Source organism: Corallococcus sp. CA053C, from assembly GCF_003611675.1.
GTDB lineage: Bacteria > Myxococcota > Myxococcia > Myxococcales > Myxococcaceae > Corallococcus.
In genome coordinates this window covers 1-16,872 of sequence record NZ_RAWA01000199.1, presented here as the reverse complement: position 1 = coordinate 16,872, position 16,872 = coordinate 1, and the positions used below count along the sequence as shown (strand labels likewise).

Genomic DNA, 16,872 nt, shown 5'->3' with positions numbered 1-16,872 from the left:
TCCATCAAGTCCTCACGCTCAAGACGACAGGGCGGCCCGGGCCCGGGTGACGATTTGCCGGCTGGCGTCGAGCGCATCCGCCACCGTCCGCATCTGGCTGACGTTGATGTCGAGCGCCAGGTCGCCGATCTCGATGCCGAACGTCTCCTCGAGCCGGAACACGAGCGCGGCGATGCCCAGCGAGTCGATCCCGAGGTCCTTCTGGAGGCGCAGCTCCGGGGTGAGCCGCGCCTTCTTGAGCCTGCCGGGGACCGCCTGCGCGATCAGCGCGAGGACCTTCTCGTCGAACTGCGGATCAACGTCCATGGTGTCTCACCGCGGGCCTCCAGCGTCAGGCCGCGGCCTCCTCGGACTGCGAATGGAAGTGGGCGACGATCTGCTTGCGGTCCAGCTTCAGGTTCGGCCGCAGGAAGCCGTTCTCGCGCGTGAAGACGATGTCCGTGAAGATGACCTTCCCGACGTTCATCAGGTGGTGGCGCTCGCCGAGCGCCTCGATGAAGCCCTCGATGCGCGCGCGCGCGTCCAGGTCCTTGGGGTCCTTGGGCAGCACGACGGCGGTGAGCGACGGCGCGCCGGGGCTCGCGAAGACGACGGACTTGGCCACGTCCGGGCACGCGTCGATCTCCGCCTCGACGGATTCGGGGTGCACCTTCTCCCCGCCCGCGGTGACGATGATCTCCTTCTTGCGGCCCACCAGGTACAGGTACCCGTCCTTGTCGACCCGGCCGATGTCGCCGGTCGCCACCCGGCCATCCCCGAGGAACGTCCGCTCGCTCTCGCCCGGCGCGCCCTCGAAGTAGCTGACCGCCATCGGGTGTTCCCGGCGGACGATGAGCTCCCCGTCCTCCGCGATGTCCACCTGCACGCCGGACAGCAGCCGCCCGACGGAGCCGACGCGGTGCGCGCCCGGCAGGTTGAGCGACACGGACCCGGACTCGATGAGCCCGTACGTCTCGAAGAGCGGCAGCTGCATCCGCGCGAACAGGTTCAGGGTCGAGCGCTTGATAGGGGCCATGCCGGTCACCATCAACCGCATCCGGCCCCCGAGCATCTCGTACACCTGCTTGAAGATGAGCCGGGCCAGCTTCTCGCGCGCGGCCTGGACCGGCAGGACGGACGCCAGCGCCGCGCCCGCCGTCGCCGCCAGCCGCGCGCCCCGGGGCAGGTTGTGGAAGCGCGTCTCCACGGCCTCGTAGAGGGTGGGCGGCGCGATGAGGATGGTGGGCCGCAGCTCCTTGAGCGCGCGGAAGAGCCGGTTCGGATCCGTGACGATGAGGTCGAAGCCGTACCAGAGCGCCGCGTAGTACATCAGCCGCTGCTGGAAGTTGGAGATGGGCAGGAACAGCAGCAGGCAGTCGTCCGCGCGCGGCACCACCGCCTCCGCGAACGCGGCCACGCTGGCCTCGATGCCCCGCTTGCTCATCACCAGCCCCTTCAGCCCGGCCGAAGAGCCCGAGGAGAAGATGCGCCAGGGGCGCTCGGCGGCGTCCGCAGCGTCCGCCGCACCGACGTCCACGGCCCGCACGCCGGGGTTCTCCCCGCCCAGGCCCGCGAGGAAGGTGTCCTCCGCGGGGTGCTTCGCGCGCTCGCTCGCGGGGATGAGCAGCAGCGCCAGCGCGTACCGCTCCTGGAGCTCCCGGGCGCTCGTGTTCGCGAAGTCGTCGGTGAAGGCGATGGAGACGGCCCCCAGTTCGATGAGGGCCAGGTCGTGGACGATCCAGAAGTAGGAGTTGGGCGAGCGGATGCCCACGCGCATCCCGGGCTTCACGCCCCAGGCGGTGAGCGCCGCGCACGCCGCGCGCACGTCGTCATGGACCGTGGCATGGGTGCGCTGGACGACGCGCCCGCCCTCGAACGAAGAGATGCTGTTCTTCTGTCGTCCCGGGAGCCGGGAAAGGAGGGTCGCGAATTCCATGGGCCTAGCGGTCCAGGATGGGCTCGATGCCGAGCGCGACCTTCCCGATGTATTCGAACGCTTCGTAGGGCGCGAAGGGCTGCATGAACGGCCCGGCGCGCGCATCCCGGTAGAGGCGCGTCAGCAGGTGCTTGTTCATGTACGCGGCGCCACCGCACACCGTCATCGCCCGGTCGACAATCTCGATGGCCTTGCGGTTGACCGTGTACTTCATGCACTGCACTTCCTTCATCAGCGCCGTCGACTCGTCGGGGGGAGCGTCGGTGGTCGCGTACTTCTCCAGGAAGGTGTCCGCCGCGCGGCCCACGCGCTCAGCGACGGCGCGGGAGATCGCCAGGTCGATCTCGATCTCCGCGATGAGGTGCTGGATGGGGATGCGCTCGGCGAGCAGCTTCTTGTTCTGGCCCTTGCGCTGGTTCTTCATCGTCGCCAGCGCGAAGTCCCGCGCGGCTTCGGAGATGCCCAGGAAGGTGGCAATCAATGGCACGTTCGCGTTCAGCGCGAAGTCGGCGAAGCCGCGCCCGACCTTGCCGTAGTTGTCGCGCTTGCCGAAGAGCATGTCCTCCGGGACGAAGCACTGGGTGAAGACGATGTCGTTGCTGCCGGAGGCGCGCATTCCCATCGCGTCCCAGTTGTCCAGCACCTCCAGGCCCTTCGCGCCGCTGGGCACCACCGCCGTCGCCGTCAGGTAGCCGCCCCCTTCGGTCGGCACGCGGACGCTGGGGAAGAACAGCTGCGCGGCCGGAGAGATGGTCCCGAAGATCTTGCGGCCGTTGAGCAGGTAGCCCCCCTGCGTGGGGGTGGCCTCCGTGAACGGGGTGTTGAGGTCGGTGCCCGGCTCGGTGGTCGGGAAGCACATCACCACCGCGCCCGCGCCCACCTGGCGCAGCAGGCCCTCCAGGATGGCCACCGTCTTGTGCTCACCCTGGGCGTGGGAGCGGCGCATCAGCCGGACGATGACCGCGGCCCCGGCGACGTGCATGTTGGTCGCGATGGCGGTGGAGGCATCGCCCCGCCCCAGCCGGCTCATCCCGACCATCATGTCGTGGAGCGACTCCACGCCCAGCCCGCCAAAGTCCCGCGGCACCGGCCCGGCCATGTAGCCGCTCTTCTTCATCGCTTCGATGTTCTCGAAGGCGAAGGAGCCCTCGCGGTCGTGCTGCGCCGCACGCGTCGCGAAGTCCGCCGCATGGGTCTCCGCCAGGGAGACGAACCGCCGTCCTGCCTCGCTACCGGCCTGCAACTCGAAATTCATGGGAGGACTCCCTGCGAAGAAGGGCGGATCCGGGGCGCGCTCACACCCAGTCCCCCGCGCGTTCCAGACGGGGGCGACTGTACTTGGAAAGCCTCAAATAAGCCTACAGAGTCGATTGAACGGCTGTCCATTCCATTCAAGAATTCCTTTCACTGCTCGGAATCTTGGGAGGGAGTCCAGGCGCGGGGTGGAGTGACTGGAAGAAGGCCTCCAGGTGGCCGGCGACGAACTCCGGCCGATCGTAGAGGCAGTAGTGGGTGGCGCCCTCGACGTGCACGTGGCGCGCGTCGGGCAGCAGGCCGGCCATCTGCCGGGAGTGCTCGGGTGACGCCACGCCGTCGTGCTCCGCGCTCAGGAGCAGCACGGGCACCTGGACCTGGGGGGCGGCCTTCCGGGAGTCGAGGGCCCAGAAGTCGAGCAGCTGCCGCGCGTAGTTGACCACCACGGCTTCGTCGCGGAACGGCGCGAGGACATGGGGCCGCAGGTCGCGGTTCATCCGGGCCAGCAGGCGGTCCGCGGCCTCGACGTCCGACTCGTCGCCCAGGTCGCCGTCCTCCTTGGAGAGGCTCAAGCGGAGCGACTTCAGCACCGAGGCGGCCATCGCCGGGCGGCGGTCGAGGATGCCGCACAGGGGTTCGAAGTTGCGCTCGTAGGAGGTGTCGAAATCCTTCGGGCCGCCCACGCACTTGAACGTGGCGTTGAGGAACACCATCGACGCGACCGCGGAGGGGCGGCGCAGGTAGAACTCCACGGCGACCTTGGGTCCGGTGCACCAGCAGACGAGGTGACAGGTCTCGATGCCCTCGTGACGGAGGACGGCCTCCAGGTCGTCCACCTGATCGCGCAGCAGGAGCGGCCGCGGGCCAGGGCCGGTGCTCCGGGGCTCCCAGACGATGACGCGGTGGCGCGGGAGCAGCGCATCCAGCAGGCGGCCCCAGTACTGCAATCCCTGTCCCAGGGCATTGAGGACCACGAGCGGCGGGCCACCTCGAGCGCTGCCGGCCGCGTAGTAGCTCAGCGACGCCCCGTCGCGGTCGAGCGTCCGCGGTTCGAGCGAGCCCAGCAAGGCGGCGGCCCGCGTCCGACGCGTCACGCGCGCGGCCTCCAAGCCCTGTCGGAAGTTCCGGAAGAGCGCCACCTCGGCCTCCGCGTCCAGGCGAAGGTCGGAGAGAGGCTCGCGGGCGCCGGGCGCGCCGGGGGGCGTGAGCAGGTCCTGGAAGCCGGCGAGTCGTTCGTGGAACGTCCGGTCGACGGCGTTGAGCGCATCGACCTGTTCGACCGTCAGCAGGCGCACGCCATGGACGCTGCCCACCCGTGCGCAGAGGTCCGCGAACGGGGTCCGCTCCGGCGCGGTGATCAGCAGGCGGCGGAACAGCGTGTCGCGGGAGCGCGACTCACGCAGCAGATGATCCACGGCCGGTCCCACGGGGATCAGCCCCAGGCTCGCGCCCGTCGGCGCCAGACACCGCAGGGCCCGCGAGCCCAGGTACTCCGGGAGGCGCTCGTCGAGCTCCGCCTGGAGGTCGTGCAGCGCCGCGAGGAACAGCTCGAAGCCCTCGCGGACGGGGGCCTCCGCCAGAGGAGCCCCACCGATGACCGGATCCAACTGGAACAGGCGGTAGCCCACCCCGAGCGCCGCACACCGCGTCTCCACGTCCCGCTCCGCGGCCCCTGCGAGGGCGGCGAGCGTCCCACCATCCGGATCCGAACCCGCGACCAGCACCGGACCCACGTGGTTGAACTCCGGCCTGCCGAAGCGCGGGAGCGCGTCCAGGAGCTGTCGCAGGAGCGCGCCCCCCGCCATCCCGCGCGCGGAGCAGCCGGCGCTCACGTACCAGGCCTCGTCCAGTCGCGCGAAGGGCAGCGAAGCCTCACGCGAGGCCAGCGCCTCCGCGAAGTCCACCGGGAGCAGGTGCAGGCGGGAGCCCCACCGCGCCTGGCGGTCCTCCCCTTCCCCTTCCGGCGCGAGCGCCTGCGCGGCGTGGCGGACGCGGGCCGCGGCCTCCGCCCCATCGAGGCCCGAGCCGTCCGGCCCTGAAAGGAACAGGAAGACGGTGTCCTCGGACGAGGACAGGAGGCGTGCGCAGAGGTGGCTCGCGAGCCGGGTGGCCGGCCCCGCGATGAGGACGTGACGAGACATGCGTGTTCCCTGCGGGAGCGGACCGCCTCAGCGGGAGAGATCGAAGAAGAAGTCGCTGATGCGGACGTCCTGGCCGGAGGAGACGGCCGCCTCGTAGACCCAGCGGCCCACGGCCAGGTCCAGCACGCCCATGCCGAACGGCGAGAAGATGATGGGGCGCGTGCGGTCCACCTTCGCGGTGCCCTGCATGAGCTGCGCGATCGTGCCGTTGACGAACGAGCGGTTGCCGGCGCGCTTCTCGGTCAGGTGCGGAGACGTGTTGGCCTTCATCACGTGATCCACGTCGTCCACGATGTTGTGGGAGGCCAGGAGGACCTCCGGGGCCAGGTCCCGCAGCGAGATGTTGAGGACGACCGGGTTGTGGGCGAACAGGCCCGGGTCGTGGATGTAGGGCGCCGGAGCGACGGTCGCCAGCACGAGCAGCTCGCTCGAGCGCACCGCCGTCTCCACGTCGGGGACGGTGACGATCTTGCGGTGGCGATCGCGCTGGCAGACCTCGCGCGCGAACCGCTCTGCTTCCGCCGGCACCAGGTCGTGGAGGATGACCTCGTCCACCTCCCAGCCCGTGCCCATCAGGAACTCGTAGATGTAGCGGGCGATGAGGCCGTTGCCCACGATGCCCAGCGAGCGCACGCGGGGCTGACCCGTCATCCACCGCGCTCCCAGCACCGCAGAGCCCGCGGTCCGAGCGGCCGAGATGATGGACGCTTCGAGGCACGCGAACGGATAGCCCGTGTCGATGTCGTTGAGGACGAGCACCGCGGAGGCGCGAGGGAAGCCGCGCGACACGTTGTTCGGGTAGCTGGAGATCCACTTGATGCCGGAGACTCCGTCCTGCCCGCTCAGGCTCGCGGGCAGCGCGATGATGCGGTCGCGAGGCCGGTCTGGGAACAGGAGGAAGTAGCTGTCCGGGTTGACCGTCTTCTTGGCCTCGTGCGCGAGGTAGGCGTCCCCCACCCGGCGCACGCACTCCTGCATGTTGGCGTGGATGACCTGGTGGATGACCTTGCCGGCGATGACTGAGAAGTTGAAGTCCATGGCGTCCCCCGAAAGCTCAGGCTGCGTTCTCTTTGGCGTTCATCGCGACGACGTCCGGAGGAGCCAGCTGCTTGCTCCACTCCGCGTTGAAGACGGTGTCGAGGTAGGCGGAGCCCCGGTCGGCGCAAAGGAAGAGCACCTGGGGTGGCCGCGTGCCACGCAGCTTCGGCAGGGAGCGCTTCACCGCCGCGAAGCAGGTGCCAGACGAGCCGCCCACGAACAGGCCATGTCGGAAGAGCAGCTCCTGACACGCGCTCACCGTCTCGTGTTCCGGCACGAGCACCACGTCGTCAATCTGCGCGTGCTTGACCAGCTCCGGCTGCATGCTCGCCCCGAGCCCGGGGATGTAGCGCCGCTTGGGCGGGCCGCCGAAGATCACGGAGCCCTCGGCGTCCACCGCGATCACCTTCACCGCCGGGAAGTGCTCCTTCACCCGGCGGGAGATGCCCGCGATCGTCCCGCCCGTGCTGACGCCGATGAACACGTAGTCGAGCTCACTGAAGCGCTGGCAGATCTCTCCGCCCGTCAGCGTGTAGTGGGCCTCCACCGCGCGCAGGTTCCCGTACTGGTTGGGCCAGAACGAGTGCGGGATGTTCGCGCACAGGTCCTGCACCTTGCGCAGGCGCGTCTTGAGGTAGCCGCCGACGTCGTCCCGCTCCTCCACCTTCACCACCTGGCTGCAGGTGCGCCGGAGGAAGGCTTCGTTGGTGGCGGCGATGTTCGGGTCGATCACCGCGATGAAGGGCAGCGCCAGCAGTTGGCAGTAGCTGGCCATCGCCGAGGCGAAGTTGCCGGAGGACGATTCGATGATCGTCGACTTCTCCGTCACCAGGCCGCTTTCGATCGCGGACTTGAGAATCCAGAACGCGGCCCGGTCCTTCACGCTGCCAAACGGATTGCAGAACTCCAGCTTGGCGAAGAGGTCGATGCCCTCGACGGACAGGGGGACCACGGGCGTCTCCCGCAGACAGGCCTGAAGCGCACGGATGCGGGAGCGGAGGTCGGGGAAATCACCCCGGAGCGATTGATTGATTTCCACCGATTCAAGATATTTAGGGCTTCACGCGCAATACAAGTAGAAAACTGTCAAACATTGCTAATGCATATTTTTCGTAATTCTGGATATCCATTCGCATGGAGCGCCTCAAGGCCCCTGGTTCTCCCGGACGGCGGCAGCCGTCTGATCCAGCTCCGCGGACAGCAGCACCAGCACGTCGTCGATGGACACGAGCCCCACCATGCGTCCCAGCTCATCCACGATGGGCAGGCGGCGCACGCCCAGCTTCTTGAAGGCGAAGAGCGTCTGGTCGAGCGTGTCGTCCACGTGAGCGACCGCGAGCCGGGGTGACATGACGTCCGACACGGGGACGGCCCTGGCGTCCTTCCGCTCGGCCACCACCCGGGTGACGATGTCCCGGTCGGTCAACATGCCCACAGGGCGTAGCTCGTCTTCGACGACGACGAGCGCGCCGACGTGCCGGCCGCGCATCTGCTCGGCGGCTTCGGCCACGCTCTGCGTGGACTGGATGACGGCCACCGTCTTGCGGCAGAACCTTGCGAGCGACATGGCACCTCCCTGGACGCCAAGGCCGTGCGCCCGGTCGCACGGGTTGATGGCGGGACGTCCCCGCGCACGTCCTCCTCCCGGCAAACCAGCGCACCCCACCCGTCAGATGCAACCCACGGGGCTGGAGCGGCGCGGCGAGCCCCTGGAGGGACGCGACGTGCGCGCCTTTGCATGGGCAGTTCCGCGCGGGGGCTGGCACCCACCACCCGCGCACCCCATCGTTCAAGTCCAGGGGGAGGAACGCCATGCCTGTCTACGAGTTCTTCTGTCGCAAGTGCCGGGAGCCCTTCACCGAGGTCATGAAGGTCAAGGAGCACGATGAGCGGACGCCGGTGTGCCCGCGCTGCCGCGAGGCGAAGGAGGTGGAGAAGCGCCTCTCCGCAGTCAATGCGGTCACAACCAAGAAGTCGCTCACCTACTGAGGCACCCGCTCGCCAGGGCAGCTCATCAGCCCTCAAGGTCGTCCGGCGTAAGGCAGCCCGCCGCGAGGTTCAAGCTCTCCAGGGGAATCCGTTGGATGTTCTCCCGGGGCTTGTCGACCTTGTCGCGGTACTTGTCCGAGCCGGATTCGTACGTGACCCAGAGTTCGCCATCGATGACGTTGAGTCCCTGGGCGTAGGGGTCGATCAACCCGTTGCTGATATCGACCCGCTTCTCGATGTCCGCCGAGAAGGTGTCCGCGCTGGAATCAAACGGTTGATAGACGAGCTTCTGGTCCCCCGTGGTGAACAGCAAGCCGCCGTCGACCACGGTCATGCCCTGGGCGCGGTCCGGCGCACGGATGGGCCCCTGCCGCGAGTCCTCGATGATGGCGCCGGTCTTCTCGTCGATCTCGTAACGCCAGACAGCGCCCACCTTGCCATCGCCATCCTCGCTGTAGCCGCCGACGTACGCGTAGCCGTCCTTCACGGTCATGTAGCTGCCGGCGGACACGAGGCCGATGCCGGTCGCTGGGTCCGTCAGATTCTCATCCGAGGGGACCTCCATCACCTGGAAGGCGCTGACCTCGGTCCCGTCCGCCTCCGCCTTCTCGATGTCCTCGCGCTTGTAGACGTAGAGGTGATCCGTGTCGGAGACGTAGACGAACTCGCCGTCCGTCGAGACGCCACCACCGTGCGTGGGCGGGCCCGCGGGATCATTGGGGCTGAGCCCGCCGAGGCGGACCTGATGCGTCTCCTTGCCCGAATCCTTGTCCTGCACGGAGAGCAGTACGCTGCCGGAATCGTTGTAGTAGGTCGTGAGCACTTCATCGTGCCTGGCGTCGTAGCCCTGGCCTTGGGGCGTCCAGCCGGCGTCCAGATGGATCAACTCCGGGCCAACCTGCTCCGAGCCGCCCGAAGCCGTCACGCCAGCCTCCACGGGCGCACGAGCCGCGACCGAAGGCACGTTCCCGAAGCCACTGAGGTTCACGGGGCTCTTCCGTCCCTGCTCCAGCGCGTCCTGGAAGTAGGGCGCAGCGGCGGGTGTCGGCTGCGGCGGTTGGGGAGCCGGAGGCTTCGTGACCGCCGTCTGAACCGTGGTGATGACCCGGCGAAGCAGGGAGCTGATCAAGGGCGTGCCTCCGTCTGAACACGCCGACCATACGCGAGCCGCTATGCCGGAAAAACAAAGGCCCTGGAATTACCGGTTTGCACCGGAAATTCCAGGGCCTTCATTTTGGTCGGGGCGACAGGATTTGAACCTGCGACCACTTGCACCCCAAGCAAGTGCGCTACCAGGCTGCGCTACGCCCCGAAAACGGCCGTCGTGAAACGGTGCGCCCTTATGCCCTCGCCGGTTTCCTGGGTCAAGCGCGAGGTGAAGGGGACCGTGGGAAAACTCACTCCTCGCCTTCTTCCATTCCCTCGTCGAAGTCCTCGCCCCGGGCCTCGGCCGCATCCGCCGCGGCCTCCTCCTGGGCGTCGATCTCCGCGTGGTTCTCCGGCGGGGCCTCTCCGTTCAGCGCGCTCTTGAGCACCTGGCTCGGCCGGAAGGTCAGCACCCGGCGCGCGCTGATTTCAATCTCCTTGCCCGTCTGCGGATTGCGCCCCACGCGCGCCTTCTTCTGGCGCACCTGGAAGTTTCCGAACCCGGAGATCTTGATCTTGTCCCCGCGCTCCAGCGTCTCCTTCACGGTGTCGAACACGAGCTCGACGATCTCCGCCGACTCCTTCTTCGAGAAGCCGACCTTCTCGTAGACCCCCTCGATGATGTCCGCTTTCGTCATGCGAGCCCTCTGGCACCCGTGCTGGCCGGTGAACGCGGGGCATGGTGTCAGCCTTCCCCGAACCCTGTCAACGTCCTGACTTCACTGAGGAATTCAGGCGCGCAGGGCGGCCCCCAGCCGCTGGTTCACCTCGGTGATGATGCGCTGGTGCGCCGTCGTGACCTCCACGTCGGTCAGCGTCCGCTCGGCCGACCGGTACCTCAGCGCGTACGCCAGGTTCTTCTTCCCCTCGGGGATGGGCTTGCCCGTGTACACGTCGAACACCAACGCGTCCTCCACCAGCGGCGCCCCCACCTCCAGGATGACCCGGCGCACCTCCTCGTTGCGCAGCTCCACCGGCACCACCACCGCCAGGTCGCGCAACACCGCCGGGTACTTCGGCAGCGCCGCCGCCTGCGGCACCAGCTTCGCCGCCGCGTACAGCGGATCCGTGTCCAGCTCGAACACGAACACGCCCTCGGGCAGGCCCAGCGCCTTCGTCACCCGGGGGTGCACCTCGCCCACGTGCCCCAGCACCGTCCCGTCCGAGAGCGCCACCTGCGCGCAGCTGCGCGGGTGGTACGCCGGGGGCTCGGCCGGCGTGAAGCTCACGCCCTCCACGTGCAGCGCGTGCAGCAGCGCCTCCACCGCGCCCTTGGCGTCGTAGAAGTCCACGCGCGCGTCCTTCTGCGTCCAGCTCCGGCCTCCCCGGACGCCCCACACCAGGCCCGCCACGCGCGGCACCTCGTGCGACGCGGGCCGCATCCCCTGCCCGCCCTGCGCGTCCCGGAAGTACGCCCGCCCCGTCTCGTAGAGGCCCACCGACTCCACCTGGTGGCGCACGCTGCGCGACAGGTTCTCCAAGAGCCCCGGCAGCAGGCTCGTGCGCATCACCGACTGCTCGACGCTCAGCGGGTTCATCAGCGCGATGGGCGCTTCCTTGCCGCCCAGCACCTCCAGCGACTTCGGCGCGACGAACGAGTAGTTCACCACCTCGTTCAGTCCCACCCCGCCCAGCGAGTGACGGAGCCGACGCTCGGCCTCCATCTGCGGCGGCTCCGGCGCCAGCGTGTCCAGGCCGCGCGGCAGCCGGGCCGGGATGTTGTCGTAGCCGAACACGCGGGCGACCTCCTCCATCAGGTCCTCCTCACGCTCCACGTCCACGCGCGCCCGAGGCACCTCGAACGTCGTCTGGCCCGCGCCGTCCTCCACCGTCTTGAACCCCAGCGCCCCGAGGATGCGCCGGCACTCCGCCTCCGGCACCGCCACGCCCAGCACCTTCTCCACCCGCGCGTAGCGCAGCGTCACCCGACGCGGCGGCTTCGGCGCGGGCTGCACGTCCACCCGTCCCGGCGCCACCGTGCCGCCCGACAGCTCCGCGATGAGCTGCGCGGCCCGGTCCAACGCCGGCAGCACCGCGTCCAGGTCCGCCCCACGCTCGAAGCGGTGCGACGCCTCCGTGTGCAGCGCGTACCGCTTCGCCGTCCGGCGCACGCTGGAGCCCAGGAAGTGCGCGGACTCGATGACGATGCGCTTCGTGCCTTGAGTCACCTCGCTGTCGCCGCCGCCCATCACGCCCGCCAGCGCCTGCGCCCGCTCGCGGTCCGCGATGACCAGGTCGTCCGCGTCCAGCGTGCGCTCCTTGTCGTCCAGCGTGCGCAGCTTCTCGCCCGCCTTCGCGGTGCGCACGACGATCTCCTGGCCCGCCACCTTGTCCAGGTCGAACGCGTGCAGCGGCTGGCCGTACTCCAGGAGCACGAAGTTGGTGACGTCCACCACGTTGTTGATGGCGCGCACGCCGCACGCCTTCAACCGGTCCTGCATCCACTGCGGCGACGGCTGGATGGTGACGCCCTCCACCACGCGCGCCGCGTAGCGCGGACACCGCTCCGCCGCGTCGATGCGCACCTTCACCAGCTCCGCCACCGCGCGGCCGGACTCAGCGGGCTTCGGCTCGGGCACCTTGAGCGCCGCGCCCGTCACCACGCCCACCTCGCGCGCCACGCCCAGGTGGCTGAGCGCGTCCGGCCGGTTCGGCGTGACGTTCACCTCCAGCACCGAGTCATCCAGCCCCAGCGCCTCCGCGATGGGCACGCCCAGCTTCGTGTCCACGGGCAGGATGAGCAGGCCCGACGAGTCCTCGGTGATGCCCAGCTCCTTCGCCGAGCAGAGCATGCCGAAGCTGTCCACGCCCCGGAGCGCGGCCTGCTTGATCTCCATCCCGTTGGGCAGCTTCGCGCCCACGGTGGCCAGCGGCACCTTGTCGCCGACCTTGAAGTTCTTCGCGCCGCACACCACCTGGAACAGCGCGGAGCCGCCGATGTCCACCTGCGTGACGGACAGCTTGTCCGCGTTGGGGTGCTGCACCGACTCGCGGATCTGCGCCACCACCACGCCGCGCAGGCCCTCGCCGGGGCGCTCCACGCCCTCGATCTCCAGCCCCGCCGCGGTCAGCTTGCGCGCCAGCTCGTCCACCGACGGCGGCAGCGCGACGTAATCACCCAGCCACTTCACTGAAATCTTCACAGGTCCACCCTCTTGCCCATCTGGCTGGAATCAGAACTGCTCGAGGAAGCGCGCGTCGTTCTCGAACATCATCCGCAGGTCGTCGATGCCGTAGCGCAGCATCGCCAGGCGCTCCACGCCCATGCCGAACGCGTAGCCCGTGACCTCCTTCGGGTCGTAGCCCGCGGCGGTGAAGACGTTCGGGTGCACCATGCCGCTGCCCAGCACCTCCAGCCACCCGGTCTGCTTGCACACGCGGCAGCCCTTGCCGCCGCACGACGCACAGGTGACGTCCACCTCGGCCGAAGGCTCGGTGAAGGGGAAGAACGACGGACGGAAGCGCGTGCGCGTGTCCGAACCGAAGAAGGCCCGCACGAACGCGTCCAGCGTCCCCTTCAGCTCCGCGAAGCTCACGTCCTTGTCCACCAGCAGCCCTTCCACCTGGTGGAACATCGGCGTGTGCGTGATGTCCGAGTCGCGCCGGTACACCCGCCCCGGCATCACCGCGCGGATGGGCGGCTTGCGCGACAGCATGTGCCGCACCTGCACCGGCGACGTGTGCGTACGCAGCAGCGACGGGCTGTCCGCCTTCTTCGCGTGGCCCAGCGTGGGCTCGTCCACGTAGAACGTGTCCTGCATGTCCCGCGCGGGGTGATCCTTGGGCAGGTTCAGCGCCTCGAAGTTGAAGTAGTCGAGCTCGATCTCCGGCCCGACGGCCACCTCGAACCCGAGCCGCGCGAACGTGCGGACGATGTCCTCCATCGTGCGGGACACCGGGTGCCGGCCACCGGGCAGCACCGCGCGCCCCGGCAGCGTCACGTCCAGCCTGGGGCCCTTGAGCTGGGCCTCCATCGCCGCGTCCTCGGCCCGCCGCACGGCGTCCGCCAGGAGCTGCTCCAGCTCCGCCTTGACGGTGTTGGCCACCTCGCCCAGCGCCCGCCGCTCGTCCGGGGGCAGCTTGCCCATGCCGCCCAGGATGGCGGACAGCTCGCCCTTCTTGCCCAGGTAGCGGATGCGCAGCGCCTCCACCTGCGAGGGCTCCGACACGCCCGCGATCTCCTGGCGCGCCGCGTCCGCCAACGCCTGCAACCGGTCTCGCATGGTCCTCTTTCCGCCTTCCATTCACGCCCCGGTCGCCTTCAAGGCACCGGGCAAAAAAAAGGGCCGCCCCCGTACTGGAGGCAGCCCGTGTGGCTTCAGGGGGCCGGCTTCGAAAGCCGGCCGTGTCTCAGGCTGCCTTCGCGATGTTGGCGACGGCGGCAAAGCCCGCGGGATCCGCGATGGCCATGTCGGACAGGACCTTGCGATCCAGGCCGATCTTCGCCTTCGCCAGACCGGCGATCAGCTTCGAGTACGACAGACCCACCGTGCGAGCCGCCGCGTTGATGCGGACGATCCACAGCGAGCGGAAGTTGCGCTTGCGCACCGCGCGGTCGCGGGTGGCGTAGTCCAGGGCGCGTTCCACGGCCTGGTTGGCGCGCTTGTAGCAATTCTTGCGGCGGCCGCGGAAACCCTTGGCCAGCTTGAGAATGCGATTACGACGACGACGAGCCTTGAATCCCTTTTTGACGCGCATGACACACTCCTGACTTCTTGAAGGTGACCCTGGGGTGCCGGCCTCACGCCGCTCCGCCAGGACTCACGGATGGTCCAAGCCCGAGGAAAAACTCAGGCCCCGTAGGGGAACAGCTCCTTGATGACCTTCTTCGCGTCCATGTCGCGCAGGTGACCGGTACCCCGGTTGCCGCGCTTCTGCTTGGGCGACTTGGAGAAGGTGAACAGGTGCTTGCTGAAGGCCTTGCCGAACTTCACCTGGCCGCTCTTCTTCACCTGGAAGCGCTTCTTCGCGCCACTTCGGGTCTTCAACTTGGGCATGGTCCCAATCCTTCCTTCTGCTTCCTGTCGGCACGGCAGCCATCGCGGCTGACGGCGGTCGCGAAACACGGTTCGCGACGCTTTGGCGGAAGCCTCTATCACTCTTTCGAGGCGATGGGGGTAGCGTTTCCTACAGACACCGCCGAAACCACCGCCGGCCTCCATACCGCCAACGCCTACACCTGCCCACCCCCACTCAGGGCAGTGCGGCTTCCTTCGCCAGGAGCGCCTCGAAGTCGGCGAGCTTCATCGACTTGAGGTCCTCGCCGCCGTAGCGACGGGGGGACACGGCGCCGGCTTCGACCTCGTTGTCACCCACCACGAGGGTGAACGGGATCTTCTGGATCTGCGCCTCACGGATCTTCGCGTTGAGCGTGATGCCGCGCTCATCCAGCTCCACCCGATAGCCCTTGGCGCGCAGGTCGTCGCGCACCTTGCGGGCGTACTCCACCTGGCGGTCCGCCACGTACACGAGCGTGGCCTGCACCGGGGCGAGCCACGCCGGGAACGCGCCGGCGAAGTGCTCGATGAGGATGGCGGTGAAGCGCTCGAAGGAGCCGAAGATGGCGCGGTGGAGGACCACCGGGCGGTGCTCGGCGTTGTCCTCGCCCACGTACGTCAGGTTGAAGCGCTCCGGGGCCAGGTAGTCCAGCTGCATGGTGCCCAGCTGCCAGCGGCGCCCGATGCTGTCCGACACCGCGAAGTCGATCTTCGGGCCGTAGAAGGCGCCGTCGCCCGGGGCCAGCTCGTACTCGAGTCCCAGCGACTCCAGCGCCGCCTTGAGGCCCTCCTCCGCGCGATCCCAGAGGGAGTCATCCCCCAGGCGCTCCGCGGGGCGCGTGGACAGCTTCACCGCGTAGGTAAGGCCCACCGCCTTGTAGACGCGGTCCAACAGCTTCACGAAGCGCCGCACCTCGTCGGTGATCTGGCTCTCCATGCAGTAGATGTGCGCGTCGTCCTGCGCGAACTGGCGCACGCGGGTGAGGCCGCCCAGCGAGCCCGCGGCCTCGTTGCGGTGCAGCACGTCCTGGGTGTGCAGGCGCAGGGGCAGGTCGCGGTAGCTGTGCTTCTTGAAGCCGTAGTACAGGTGGTGCGACGGGCAGTTCATCGGCTTGAGCGAGAAGTCGTGTTCGCCGGACTCGTTGTCGAGCACCAGGAACATGTTCTCCTTGTACTTGCCCCAGTGGCCGCTGGTCTCCCACAGCCCCTTGTTGAACATCAGGGGCGTCTTGATCTCCACGTAGCCGTCACCGGCCGTGAGCCCGCGCATCCAGTCCGACAGCGTCTGGTACATCGCGGTGCCCTTGGGCGTCCAGAAGGCCGCGCCGGGCGCGTACGGGTGGAAGTGGAAGAGGTCCAGCTCCTTGCCCAGCTTGCGGTGGTCGCGCTTGCGGGCCTCTTCGATGCGCGTCAGGTACGCGTCCAGCGCCTTCTTGTCGAAGAAGGCCGTGCCGTAGACGCGCTGGAGCATCGGGTTGCGGTGGTCGCCGCGCCAGTACGCACCGCTGGAGGAGAGGATCTTGATGACGCCGATCTTCCCGGTGCTGGGCGCGTGGGGCCCCAGGCAGAAGTCCACCCAGTCGCCGTGGGTGTAGAGCGTGAGCGTCTTGGCGCCCTTGGCGGCGATGTCCTTGACGATCTCCACCTTGAACTTCTCGCCCTTCTCCTCGAAGAGGCGCACTGCCTCCTCCATGGAGATCTCCGTGCGCACGAAGGGGGCGTCCTGCTTGAGCTCGGCGTTGGCGGCCGCTTCGATCTTCTCCAGCTCCTCCGGCGTGAAGGGCTTCTCGCGGAAGAAGTCGTAGTAGAAGCCCTCCTCCGTCGAGGGACCGATGGTCACCTGCGTGCCGGGGAACAGGCGCTGCACGGCGCTGGCGACGACGTGCGCGGCGTCGTGGCGGATGAGGTCCAGGCCTTCGGGGCTCTTGGGCGTGAAGATCTGCAGCTTCGCGTCCTCGTCGAGCGTGCGCGTCAGGTCGACGTCCTGGCCGTTCACCCGCGCGAACAGGGCCGCCTTCGCGAGCCCCACGCCGATGCTGCCCTTCACGAAGTCCAGGATGGTCGTGCCCCGGGCGGTCTGCTTCTGACTGCCGTCGGGGAGCGTCACCGTGATGGATTCGGACATGGCTTGAAAACCCCTGCGCTGGAAAAGCCACGGGCGGCAGGCTTTTTGGAAAGCCGGCCGCCCGCGAGATGGAACTCTTACTGTGATGGGTCGTAGTGGGATCGAACCACTGACCCCTACCGTGTCAAGGTAGTGCTCTACCGCTGAGCTAACGACCCGTCGTGCGGATGGGCGCGGGGAATAACAGCGGGCTCCCACACCTGTCAAGGAAACACGAACGAGGGGGCCTTCTCTTCCCGACGTTCGTCCCGCCCACCTACCCCGCTC

15 protein-coding genes and 2 tRNA genes are annotated in these 16,872 nt (G+C 68.5%); 1 reads left to right on the top strand and 16 read right to left on the bottom strand.

The genetic code is table 11. From position 1 onward, the window contains the following. Positions 1 to 18: 18 nt before the first annotated feature. The 7 genes from D7V97_RS24500 to D7V97_RS24470 form a co-directional block, all read right to left on the bottom strand. A complete protein-coding gene (locus D7V97_RS24500; RefSeq protein ID WP_120613057.1) occupies positions 19 to 306 on the bottom strand; it encodes an acyl carrier protein in 288 nt (95 codons plus the stop codon). A gap of 25 nt (positions 307 to 331) precedes the next feature. After that, a complete protein-coding gene (locus D7V97_RS24495) occupies positions 332 to 1,915 on the bottom strand; it encodes an AMP-binding protein (protein WP_158623447.1) in 1,584 nt (527 codons plus the stop codon). 4 nt (positions 1,916 to 1,919) lie between these two features. Further along, positions 1,920 to 3,170 (bottom strand): acyl-CoA dehydrogenase family protein, encoded by a 1,251-nt coding sequence (locus D7V97_RS24490; RefSeq protein ID WP_120613055.1) that lies wholly within the window; start codon positions 3,168 to 3,170, stop codon positions 1,920 to 1,922. 136 nt (positions 3,171 to 3,306) lie between these two features. After that, positions 3,307 to 5,310 carry an alpha/beta fold hydrolase gene (locus D7V97_RS24485; RefSeq protein ID WP_120613054.1) on the bottom strand — a complete coding sequence of 668 codons (2,004 nt, stop codon included), beginning with the start codon at positions 5,308 to 5,310 and terminating at the stop codon, positions 3,307 to 3,309. Between the two features lie 27 nt (positions 5,311 to 5,337). Beyond that, positions 5,338 to 6,348: a 2,3-diaminopropionate biosynthesis protein SbnB gene (gene sbnB, locus D7V97_RS24480; RefSeq protein WP_120613053.1), complete on the bottom strand. Its 1,011-nt coding sequence runs from the start codon at positions 6,346 to 6,348 to the stop codon at positions 5,338 to 5,340. A gap of 16 nt (positions 6,349 to 6,364) precedes the next feature. Continuing rightward, positions 6,365 to 7,387 (bottom strand): 2,3-diaminopropionate biosynthesis protein SbnA, encoded by a 1,023-nt coding sequence (sbnA, locus tag D7V97_RS24475; protein ID WP_120613052.1) that lies wholly within the window; start codon positions 7,385 to 7,387, stop codon positions 6,365 to 6,367. A 105-nt stretch (positions 7,388 to 7,492) separates the two neighbouring features. After that, positions 7,493 to 7,915 (bottom strand): CBS domain-containing protein, encoded by a 423-nt coding sequence (locus D7V97_RS24470; RefSeq protein ID WP_120613051.1) that lies wholly within the window; start codon positions 7,913 to 7,915, stop codon positions 7,493 to 7,495. Between the two features lie 245 nt (positions 7,916 to 8,160). Between D7V97_RS24470 and D7V97_RS24465 the strand changes: the two genes are divergently transcribed. After that, positions 8,161 to 8,337 carry an FmdB family zinc ribbon protein gene (locus D7V97_RS24465; protein ID WP_120613050.1) on the top strand — a complete coding sequence of 59 codons (177 nt, stop codon included), beginning with the start codon at positions 8,161 to 8,163 and terminating at the stop codon, positions 8,335 to 8,337. A gap of 25 nt (positions 8,338 to 8,362) precedes the next feature. Here D7V97_RS24465 and D7V97_RS24460 read toward each other — a convergent pair whose 3' ends face one another. The 9 genes from D7V97_RS24460 to D7V97_RS24420 all read right to left on the bottom strand — a co-directional run bounded on the left by D7V97_RS24460 (position 8,363) and on the right by D7V97_RS24420 (position 16,763). After that, positions 8,363 to 9,466, bottom strand: a complete 1,104-nt coding sequence (locus D7V97_RS24460; protein ID WP_120613049.1) for a hypothetical protein — start codon at positions 9,464 to 9,466, stop codon at positions 8,363 to 8,365. 106 nt (positions 9,467 to 9,572) lie between these two features. Further along, positions 9,573 to 9,649: transfer RNA gene (locus D7V97_RS24455), tRNA-Pro, on the bottom strand. Positions 9,650 to 9,734: 85 nt separating this feature from the next. Beyond that, the gene (locus D7V97_RS24450) at positions 9,735 to 10,121 is read right to left on the bottom strand and encodes an integration host factor subunit alpha (RefSeq protein ID WP_120613048.1); all 387 of its coding nucleotides are present in this window, start codon (positions 10,119 to 10,121) and stop codon (positions 9,735 to 9,737) included. Between the two features lie 93 nt (positions 10,122 to 10,214). Beyond that, on the bottom strand, positions 10,215 to 12,626 hold the full coding sequence (pheT, locus tag D7V97_RS24445; protein WP_120613047.1) for a phenylalanine--tRNA ligase subunit beta: 2,412 nt from the start codon (positions 12,624 to 12,626) through the stop codon (positions 10,215 to 10,217). Between the two features lie 30 nt (positions 12,627 to 12,656). Then, positions 12,657 to 13,706, bottom strand: a complete 1,050-nt coding sequence (pheS, locus tag D7V97_RS24440) for a phenylalanine--tRNA ligase subunit alpha (RefSeq protein WP_120613046.1) — start codon at positions 13,704 to 13,706, stop codon at positions 12,657 to 12,659. Positions 13,707 to 13,833: 127 nt separating this feature from the next. Continuing rightward, on the bottom strand, positions 13,834 to 14,181 hold the full coding sequence (gene rplT, locus D7V97_RS24435; RefSeq protein WP_120530963.1) for a 50S ribosomal protein L20: 348 nt from the start codon (positions 14,179 to 14,181) through the stop codon (positions 13,834 to 13,836). Between the two features lie 92 nt (positions 14,182 to 14,273). Next, positions 14,274 to 14,480: a 50S ribosomal protein L35 gene (rpmI, locus tag D7V97_RS24430; RefSeq protein WP_120543405.1), complete on the bottom strand. Its 207-nt coding sequence runs from the start codon at positions 14,478 to 14,480 to the stop codon at positions 14,274 to 14,276. Between the two features lie 196 nt (positions 14,481 to 14,676). Then, positions 14,677 to 16,605: a threonine--tRNA ligase gene (gene thrS / locus D7V97_RS24425; protein ID WP_120613045.1), complete on the bottom strand. Its 1,929-nt coding sequence runs from the start codon at positions 16,603 to 16,605 to the stop codon at positions 14,677 to 14,679. A gap of 86 nt (positions 16,606 to 16,691) precedes the next feature. After that, positions 16,692 to 16,763 (bottom strand) — tRNA-Val (locus tag D7V97_RS24420). Positions 16,764 to 16,872: the final 109 nt, after the last annotated feature.

What these genes read in the sequence shown, in the direction of transcription:
- rpmI (WP_120543405.1), bottom strand. Translation starts at nt 14,480, where the DNA reads ATGCCCAAGTTGAAGACCCGAAGTGGCGCGAAGAAGCGCTTCCAGGTG.
- rplT (WP_120530963.1), bottom strand. Translation starts at nt 14,181, where the DNA reads ATGCGCGTCAAAAAGGGATTCAAGGCTCGTCGTCGTCGTAATCGCATT.
- D7V97_RS24495 (WP_158623447.1), bottom strand. Translation starts at nt 1,915, where the DNA reads ATGGAATTCGCGACCCTCCTTTCCCGGCTCCCGGGACGACAGAAGAAC.
- sbnB (WP_120613053.1), bottom strand. Translation starts at nt 6,348, where the DNA reads ATGGACTTCAACTTCTCAGTCATCGCCGGCAAGGTCATCCACCAGGTC.
- D7V97_RS24465 (WP_120613050.1), top strand. Translation starts at nt 8,161, where the DNA reads ATGCCTGTCTACGAGTTCTTCTGTCGCAAGTGCCGGGAGCCCTTCACC.
- D7V97_RS24500 (WP_120613057.1), bottom strand. Translation starts at nt 306, where the DNA reads ATGGACGTTGATCCGCAGTTCGACGAGAAGGTCCTCGCGCTGATCGCG.
- pheS (WP_120613046.1), bottom strand. Translation starts at nt 13,706, where the DNA reads ATGCGAGACCGGTTGCAGGCGTTGGCGGACGCGGCGCGCCAGGAGATC.
- D7V97_RS24450 (WP_120613048.1), bottom strand. Translation starts at nt 10,121, where the DNA reads ATGACGAAAGCGGACATCATCGAGGGGGTCTACGAGAAGGTCGGCTTC.
- thrS (WP_120613045.1), bottom strand. Translation starts at nt 16,605, where the DNA reads ATGTCCGAATCCATCACGGTGACGCTCCCCGACGGCAGTCAGAAGCAG.
- D7V97_RS24485 (WP_120613054.1), bottom strand. Translation starts at nt 5,310, where the DNA reads ATGTCTCGTCACGTCCTCATCGCGGGGCCGGCCACCCGGCTCGCGAGC.
- D7V97_RS24490 (WP_120613055.1), bottom strand. Translation starts at nt 3,170, where the DNA reads ATGAATTTCGAGTTGCAGGCCGGTAGCGAGGCAGGACGGCGGTTCGTC.
- D7V97_RS24470 (WP_120613051.1), bottom strand. Translation starts at nt 7,915, where the DNA reads ATGTCGCTCGCAAGGTTCTGCCGCAAGACGGTGGCCGTCATCCAGTCC.